This window comes from Ideonella sp., from assembly GCF_041914305.1.
In the GTDB taxonomy this organism is placed as follows: Bacteria; Pseudomonadota; Gammaproteobacteria; order Burkholderiales; family Burkholderiaceae_C; genus Ideonella.
Window position 1 is genome coordinate 125383 of sequence record NZ_JAYSDQ010000020.1, and the last position, 8056, is coordinate 133438.

General features: G+C 66.8%; 5 protein-coding genes. 4 read left to right on the forward strand and 1 reads right to left on the reverse strand.

Annotated features, from left to right (window positions below):
- The first annotated feature begins 88 nt into the window (after positions 1 to 88).
- Positions 89 to 427: an HNH endonuclease gene (locus tag ACE3SG_RS23460; RefSeq protein WP_374568650.1), complete on the forward strand. Its 339-nt coding sequence runs from the start codon at positions 89 to 91 to the stop codon at positions 425 to 427.
- 19 nt (positions 428 to 446) lie between these two features.
- Here the strand turns inward: ACE3SG_RS23460 and ACE3SG_RS23465 are convergent, their stop codons facing one another.
- Entirely contained in the window at positions 447 to 1349 is a 903-nt protein-coding gene (locus ACE3SG_RS23465; protein WP_374568651.1) for a hypothetical protein, read from the reverse strand.
- Between the two features lie 649 nt (positions 1350 to 1998).
- Here ACE3SG_RS23465 and ACE3SG_RS23470 point away from each other — a divergent pair.
- The 3 genes from ACE3SG_RS23470 to ACE3SG_RS23480 all read left to right on the forward strand — a co-directional run.
- Complete coding sequence (locus tag ACE3SG_RS23470) at positions 1999 to 5217, forward strand: glycoside hydrolase family 9 protein (RefSeq protein WP_374568652.1); 3219 nt, start codon at positions 1999 to 2001, stop codon at positions 5215 to 5217.
- A 21-nt stretch (positions 5218 to 5238) separates the two neighbouring features.
- Positions 5239 to 6516 (forward strand): glycoside hydrolase family 5 protein, encoded by a 1278-nt coding sequence (locus tag ACE3SG_RS23475; RefSeq protein ID WP_374568653.1) that lies wholly within the window; start codon positions 5239 to 5241, stop codon positions 6514 to 6516.
- A gap of 11 nt (positions 6517 to 6527) precedes the next feature.
- Positions 6528 to 8056 (forward strand): lytic polysaccharide monooxygenase (locus ACE3SG_RS23480; protein WP_374568654.1); only part of this gene is annotated, 1529 nt, incomplete at its 3' end.

The window sequence follows — 8056 nt, forward strand, 5'->3', positions numbered from 1 at the left end:
GAAGGTAGGCATCTCGAACAGCAGTGGTCAGGCGTCAATTATGAAGGGCTCAACCTTGTCGTGGCCTGCGTTGACCTAGACTCGCCCGATGGTTGTCAAGCGAAGTCAACGGGCCCGCACCAACTGGTGCCATCCACCAGAGCCGCCCGGCCCCTGCCCGCTTTGCGCGCGGCCGCTGGTGCCCGGCGCCAGCGTCGATGAGCACCACCTGGTGCCGCGCAGCCAGGGTGGCGTGGCGAAAGAGGCGGTGCACCGCATCTGCCACCGCAAGATCCACGCGACCTTCAACGAGAAAGAGCTGGCGCGCAACTTCCACTCGTGGGAATCGCTGCGCGCGCACCCCGCCATCGCCGACTTCATTCGCTGGGTGGCCAGCAAGCCGCCAGAGTTCTACCGGCGCAATGCGGCGTCTTCGCAGCGGCGCTGAATGGCGATGGGTTGAAGGCTCAATGCCGGGCTGGCGATTTGTGCGCATCCACAGCCAGGCCCATGCTGTCGTCGGTGCTGCCGTGCGCGTCGTCGGCGTATTGTCGTGGGGTGCCCCCGTGGGCGCGCATCGCCGTGCTGGCCGCCTCGTCGTGGGCGGCTTCGCGTTCGCGCAGCGCTGCGTTCGCCGCATGGGCATAGACCTCGGGCTGGTGCAGCACGCCGGCCAGGCTGCCCGGCAGCTTCACCACGGTGCCCACCACCCGGCCCACGCCGAACACCTTGACCACCAGGTCGCCGCCCAATGACAACGACACGATGTGCTCGCGGGCCTGTTCGCGCGCGGCCTGCACATCGCCATGCGCGTGGCGCTCGAGCAGCGTCGAGTCCAGCCCCATGTCGCCGAACACCACGGCGTAGGCGCCGTACTTGACCGCCAGGTAGTTGGCGATCTGCGAGCCCATCGAATAGCCCACCAGCTCGATCGACTTGATGGCCTCGTCGCACAGCGCCTCGGTGTAGGCATCGTCGCCGCGGCGAATCTGTTCGTTGCCGGTGCCGAACTTGGCCGCCAGCACACCGCCCAGGTCGGTCAGCACCCCGCCCCAGCCGTCTCGTTCGGCAAACGGCCGGTCCATGCCCTTGAACAGCACCAGCGCGTGGCCGCTCGCATCGTCGAGCAGCACATAACCAGACAAGCCGCTGTCACGGTCGTCGAACTGCTTGTACTGGCGAAAGCCGATGCCGCCCGCATCGAGGGCGGCCAGTGAATCGCGGTGCTCGCCATAGAACAGCTCGCTGTACAGCGCCGGCACCCGCAGCGGCTCGATCTCGCCGTGCTGCTTGGCCAGCTCTTGCGGGCTGGGCTCGTGTGCGCGGCAGGTGCTGCCTGCCGGCGCCGCGGCGCCCACGGCCCTGAGCATGGGCGCTGGGCTGGCCGCAACCGCCCCTGGCCCTCGGCCGGGCGCCGCGGCCTCTTGCTGCTGCATCGCGCGCTGGCTGGCGCAGCCCGTCAGCACCAGCGACCACACGGCCGCCAGCCACACGGCCCGCAGCCTGGGCCTGCGGGGGGCACGGGCCGCCACGGCAGCCTCGCCTGTGCACGACCCACCAACCAACGGGTTATTGGGCCGCCATGGCACATGCAGCCCAGCTCCACTGAGTTTTGACACGAGAGCACTCCTTGAAATTTTCTTGTATGTCCACACCGCACCGCCTGGGTCGGGCCGCGCTGGGTGGCTTGTCGATTCAACTGCAGACCCCGCGGCGGCGCAAGCCAAGCCCTTTTCAGGGCCGGGCGCACCGTTTGCTGCGGGCCGCCCAAGAGGTCTCGCGGTTAAAGCGATGTGACGGTGTGTAAGGCCTACGGTCAGACCCCGTTGACGCAGTTTGCCGCGGGGAATACAACCTGGGCCGCATTCGCGAACGACTGTATCGCGAAGCGAATCGGGCATGAGGGTGCCCTGGTCACTGATCCGGTTAACTTGAGCAGGCAACAAGACCTCGCTTGGCTTTCCGGCCGTTTTTTTTGCCACCGAATGACAACGCTGTCTATTCATCGGAGGAGCCGACATGAACCTTGAAACGAAACCCTCTCGCGAGGGATGGAACCGTTTGCGCGCGCGCGCCTGGCTGGCGCTGCCGGCTGCTTTGCTGGCCGCGTGCGGCGGCGGCTCCGATCCGGCCGACAGCAGCGCCAACGCGGCCGACAGCCGCGAGCGTGCGCTCAGCGTCACCACCAACACCAACGCGGCCCCGCGCTACAACTACGCCGAGGCGCTGCAGAAGTCGCTCTTCTTCTACGAGGCCCAGCAGTCGGGCAAGAAACCCGACTGGAACCGCGTCAGCTGGCGCGGCGACTCGCGCCTGACCGACGGCAGCGACGTGGGGCTGGACCTGACCGGCGGCTGGTACGACGCCGGTGACCACGTGAAGTTCGGCTTCCCGATGGCCTACACCGCCACCGAGCTCGCCTGGGGCGCGCTGGAATTCGAAGCCGGCCACAAGAGCGCCGGCCAGTACGACGCGCTGTTGCGCAACTTGCGTTTCGTCAACGACTACTTCATCAAGGCCCACCCGTCGGCCAACGTCTTCTACGGCCAGGTGGGCAACGGCAGCACCGACCACAGCTGGTGGGGCCCGGTCGAGGTCTACCCGAAGGCCGCGCCGGCCTACAAGATCGACAGCAGCTGCGGCGGCTCGGACCTGGCCGGCGAAACCGCCGCGGCGATGGCCGCTGCCTCGATGGTCTTCAAGGCCACCGACGCGGCCTATGCCACCAAGCTGCTCACGCACGCCAAGCAGCTCTACACGCTGGCCGACACCAAGCGCCAGAAGTACACCGAGTGCATCACCGATGCGCAGGGTTACTACAACTCCTGGTCGGGCTTCAACGACGAGCTGTCGTGGGGCGCGCTGTGGCTGTACCGCGCCACCGGCGAGCAGGCCTATCTCGACAAGGCCGAGTCGTATGTGCACACCGGTGCCGACGGCTTCGGCTCCGAGGGCCAGACCTCGTACCTGCCCTACAAGTGGACGCAGGACTGGGACAGCAAGCACTACGGCGTCTACCTGCTGCTGGCGCGCATCACCGGCAAGCAGAAATACATCGACGCGATCGAGCGCAACCTCGCCTACTGGACCACCGGCACGCCCGAGGGCGAGCACGTGACCGTGACGCCGGGTGGCCTGAGCTGGCTTTCGCAATGGGGCTCGCTGCGCTATGCGCTGAACGAGTCGTTCCTGGCGATGGTGTATGCGAAAGACGTGGCCAACACCGACAAGAAGCAGACCTACCGCGACTTCGCGATGAAGCAGCTGAACTACGCGCTGGGCGACAACCCGCGCCACGGCAGCTACATGATCGGCTTTGGCGCCGCGGCGCCGCAGCACCCGCACCACCGCACCGCGCATGGCTCGTGGAGCGACAGCCAATCGGTGCCCACCAACCACCGCCACGTGCTGTATGGCGCCATGGTCGGCGGCCCCAGCGCCACCGACGCCTACACCGACAGCATCACCGACTACGTCTCGAACGAGGTGGCGACCGACTACAACGCGGCCGTCACCGGCGTGCTGGCCGCGGCGCAGCAGCTGTTCCCTGGCAGCACGCCGCTGCCGGACTTTCCGCAGGCCGAGGTGCCGACCGAAGACGAGCAGTTCGTCGAGGCCGGCATCAACAGCTCGGGCGCGACCTACACCGAGATCAAGGCCCTGGTGAACAACCGCTCGGGCTGGCCGGCGCACAACAGCACCAAGCTGAGCTTTCGCTACTACGTGGACCTGACCGAGGTCTTCGCCGCCGGCCACACCGCGGCCGACATCAAGGTCAGCTCCAACTATTCAGACGGCGGCACCGTCAAGCCGCTGCAGCGCTGCGCCAGCAGCAACCTCTACTTCGCCACCGGCGACTTCAGCGGCACCAACATCTACCCGGGCGGTCAGTCGGCGTACAAGAAAGAGCTGCAGATGCGCATCGCCGCACCAGAAGGCAGCAACTACTGGAACCCGGCGAACGACCCGTCGTACATCGGCCTGCCCCAATCGGGCGTGGCCAAGGTGACCAGCATCGCGTTGTTCGACAACGGCCGCCGCGTCTTCGGCACCGAGCCCAAGGCCTGCGGTGGCGACCCGCCGCCGCTGCCCGATGTGCCGCAAGGCCTGGTGGCCACTGGCGGTGTCGGCAAGATCACGCTGGCCTGGCAAGACGCGGCCAACGCCGCCAGCTACGCCGTCAAGCGCTCGACCACCGGCGCGCCCGGCAGCTTCACGCTGGTGGGCTCGCCGACCGACAACGCCTACGTCGACTCGGGCCTGGCTGGCGGCAAGACTTACTACTACGTGGTCAGTGCCCATAACGAGACAGGCGACAGCGCCGACAGCGACGTGGCATCGGCCACCACCGTGCTGGCGCCACCCGCCGCGCCCGAGCCTACCGCCACCCCCGGCAACGAGAAGGTCACGCTCGCGTGGGCTGCGGTCGACGGGGCAAAGACCTACGAGATCGCGCGCGCCGTCAGCGCCGGCGGCCCGTTCGCCAAGATCAAGAAGGGGCTGGCGGTCACGAGCTATGTCGACAAGGGCCTGACCAACGGCACCACCTACTACTACAAGGTCTTCGCCCGCAACAGCGCCGGCGCGACAGCGTCTGAGGTGGTCTCGGCCAAGCCTGGCAAGGGCGGCGTGCCGCCGAGTGCGCCGGTGGTCACCCCCACTGCGGGCGACAAGAAGGTGAGCCTGGCCTGGCCGGCCGCCACGGGCGCCACCGGCTACGTGGTCAAGCGCAGCCTGTCGGCCAACGGCACCTTCGACGTGCTCGCCACGCTCGACGGCGCCACGCTGGCCTACAACGACACCGGCCTGACCAACGGCACGCCCTACTACTACACCGTCGTCGCGACCAACAAGGCCGGCAAGACGCCTTCGGCCGTGGTCACCGCCACGCCCAAGGCCGGCGGCGGCGGCGAGGCCTGCACGCTGACGGTGGATTCGAGCAACGACTGGGGCTCGGGCCAGATCCTGACCGTGAGCCTGCAGAACAGCGGCAACACCACGATCAGCAACTGGACGGCCACCTTCACCGAGTCGAACACCTTCACCATCACCAACAGCTGGGACGGCACCTTCACGCTCAGCGGCAGCAAGGTGACCCTGGTGCCCGTTTCCTACAACCAGGACGTGCCGCCCGCCACCACCAAGTCCGCCGGCATGCAGATCGGCTATTCCGGCGCCAAGCCGGTGCCCTCGGCCGCATCGGTGCCGGGGCACGACTGCACGGTCGTCATCAAGTAACCAAGAAAGAGGAGTCTCCCGATGAAACGAACCCATTCCCTGCACGCCCTCGCGGCCATCGCCTGCGCCGCCGGCCTGCTGTTCGCGCCGCTGCTGGCGCAAGCCCAGTCGATCGACGCCGACATCACCGCCGATGCCGCCGACGAAGCGCCGCTGCTGCTGGACGATCTGCACATCCCCGCCAAGGGCCAGTACAAGGCGCCGTTCCACGTCAAGGGCAAGAAGATCCTCGACGCGAACGGCAAGGTCGTGCAGATGCACGGCGTCAACTGGTTCGGCTTCGAAACACCCGACAGCATCGTGCACGGCCTGTGGGCCCGCAGCTACCAGGACATGGTGGCGCAGATGAAGAGCCTGGGCTTCAACGCGGTGCGCCTGCCCTTCTGCCCCAAGACGCTGACGGCCAGCAACATCAGCGGCGGCGTGCGCTACGACCTGAACCCCGACCTGCAAGGCAAGACGCCGCTGCAGGCGATGGACCGGATCATTGCCGAGTTCGCCAACAACGGCTTCTACATCCTGCTCGACCACCACCGGCCCGACTGCAACGCGATCTCGCAGATGCCCAACATCCCCGGCTACACGCTGGACGACTGGACCCGCGACCTGGTGTTCGTGACCACCCGGTACAAGGACGTCAAGAACGTGATCGGCATCGACCTGAAGAACGAGCCGCACTCCGACTGGGGCACCGGCGCCTTCTGGGGCACCGGCAAGGTCGAGAACGACTGGAAGCTGGCCGCCGAGAAGGCCGGTGCCGCCGTGCATGCGGCGAACCCGAAGGTGCTGGTGTTCGTCGAAGGCGTGTCCGACAACGCCGGCAGCTGCCAGACGCCCGACGGCCACTGGTGGGGCGGCAACATCGAGCCGGTGCAGTGCTACCCGATCGATGCCAACAAGATCCCGACCAACAAGCTGGTGCTGTCGCCGCACATCTACGGCCCCGACGTGGCCGACCAGGCGTACTTCGCCGACAGCGCGGGCTTCCCCAACAACATGCCACGCATCTGGGAGAACCAGATGGGCCGCTTCATGGCCACCTACCCGGTGGTGCTGGGCGAGTTCGGCGGCAAGTTCATGGGCAAGGACCAGGTCTGGCAGACGAACTTCGTCGACTGGCTCAAGTGCAAGGGCACCAAGAACTTCTTCTACTGGGCCTGGAACCCGAACAGCGGCGACACCGGCGGCATCCTGAAAGATGACTGGCTCAGCGTGAACACCGAGAAGTACGAAAACCTCAAGCGCCTGTGGGACGGCTCGGCCGTCGACCACAACATCTGCGCGGTTGCCGCCGATTGAGAAAGACCACCATGCCCATCACTTCATCACCGATGCGCCGCGCCTGGCTGCTGGGGCCGCTGGCGCTGGCCGCCACGCAGGCCCTGGCCCACGGCCTGATCCAAGACCCGCCGTCGCGCAACTGGTTCTGCGGCGCGATCACCAAGCCCGACGAGGTCGCCAACGGCACCGCCAAGTACCCCGAGTGCAAGACCGCGTTCGACACCAACTGGACCGGCAGCTACAACTTCATGAGCGTGCTCACGCACACCAAGGGCCGCGCCGAGGTGACGCCGCTGCCGGCCAATGTCTGCGGCTTCAACGCCGAGACCTTCAACAAGGGCGCCACCCCTTGGGACACGCCGATGCAGTGGCCGACCAACAAGGTCGCCGCCGGCCGCAAGGAGTTCACCTGGAACATCTCGTGGGGCCCGCACTATTCGGACACCCAGGAGTTCCACTACTACATCACCAAGCCCGGCTTCGAATGGTCGCCCACCAAGGCCCTGACTTGGGCCGACTTCGAAGACCAGCCCTTCTGCTCGCTGAACTACGACGACACCAAGCCCGATGGCAACCCCGACGTGGTGCCCGAAAAAGGCACCACGCTGTTCCACACCTTCTGCCAACTGCCGGCGCGCAATGGCCGCCACGTGGTCTACGGTGAATGGGGCCGCAACTTCTTCACCTACGAGCGCTTCCACAGCTGCGTCGACGTTGAATTCGAAGGCGGCACCGGCAAGCCACCGGTCGCGACGATCGGCTTCAAGCCCGATGTCACCGAGGTCACCGGCGCCACCACGGTGGTGCTCGACGGCAGCGCGTCGAAGGGCAAGGGCCTGACCTACGCCTGGAGCCTGAACCCGAGCGACCTGGCCTCGGCCAAGATCGTCGACGCCAACAAGCCCAAGGCCAAGCTGGTACTGACCGAGCCTCAGGTCAACGAGAACCTGCAGGTCTCGCTGCTGGTGAAGAACGCGAACGGGCTGACCGACACCGAGTCGAAGACGCTGCTGCACAAGCCCACCGGCGGCTCCAAGTGGACCGGCCTCGGCCCGTTGACATCGACGCCGCTGACGCTGCACGCCAATGACAGCGTCAACGTGCGCACCGTGCTGACGACCGGCGCCGACAACTACGTGCCGAACCCGGCACTGGTGCTGACCGACGCCAACGCCGGCGCCAGCCAGTGGCCGCTGGCCCTGGCCAACGCGGTGAACGCCACCGGCGGCGGCCTGCGCATCGGCGTGGTCAACAAGCAAGGGGCGATCAAGCCCGTGGCCGACGCGACCGCCAACCGCATGTTCGCGGAAAAGGGCTCGAAGATCGGCAGCGGCTTCCTGCAGGTCACGGTGTCGAACAAGATCGTGGCCAGCTACACCGTCACCAGCGACTGGAACTCGGGCTACTGCGCGAGCGTGAAGGTCAGCAACAACGATTCGGTGCCGGTGCAGTGGAAGGCGACGCTGAAGATCGTCGGCCAGGCCAACAACGTGTGGAACCTGGTCTGGTCGCAGGCCGGTGACACGCTGACGCTCGAAGGGCCGGCGTCGAACAACGT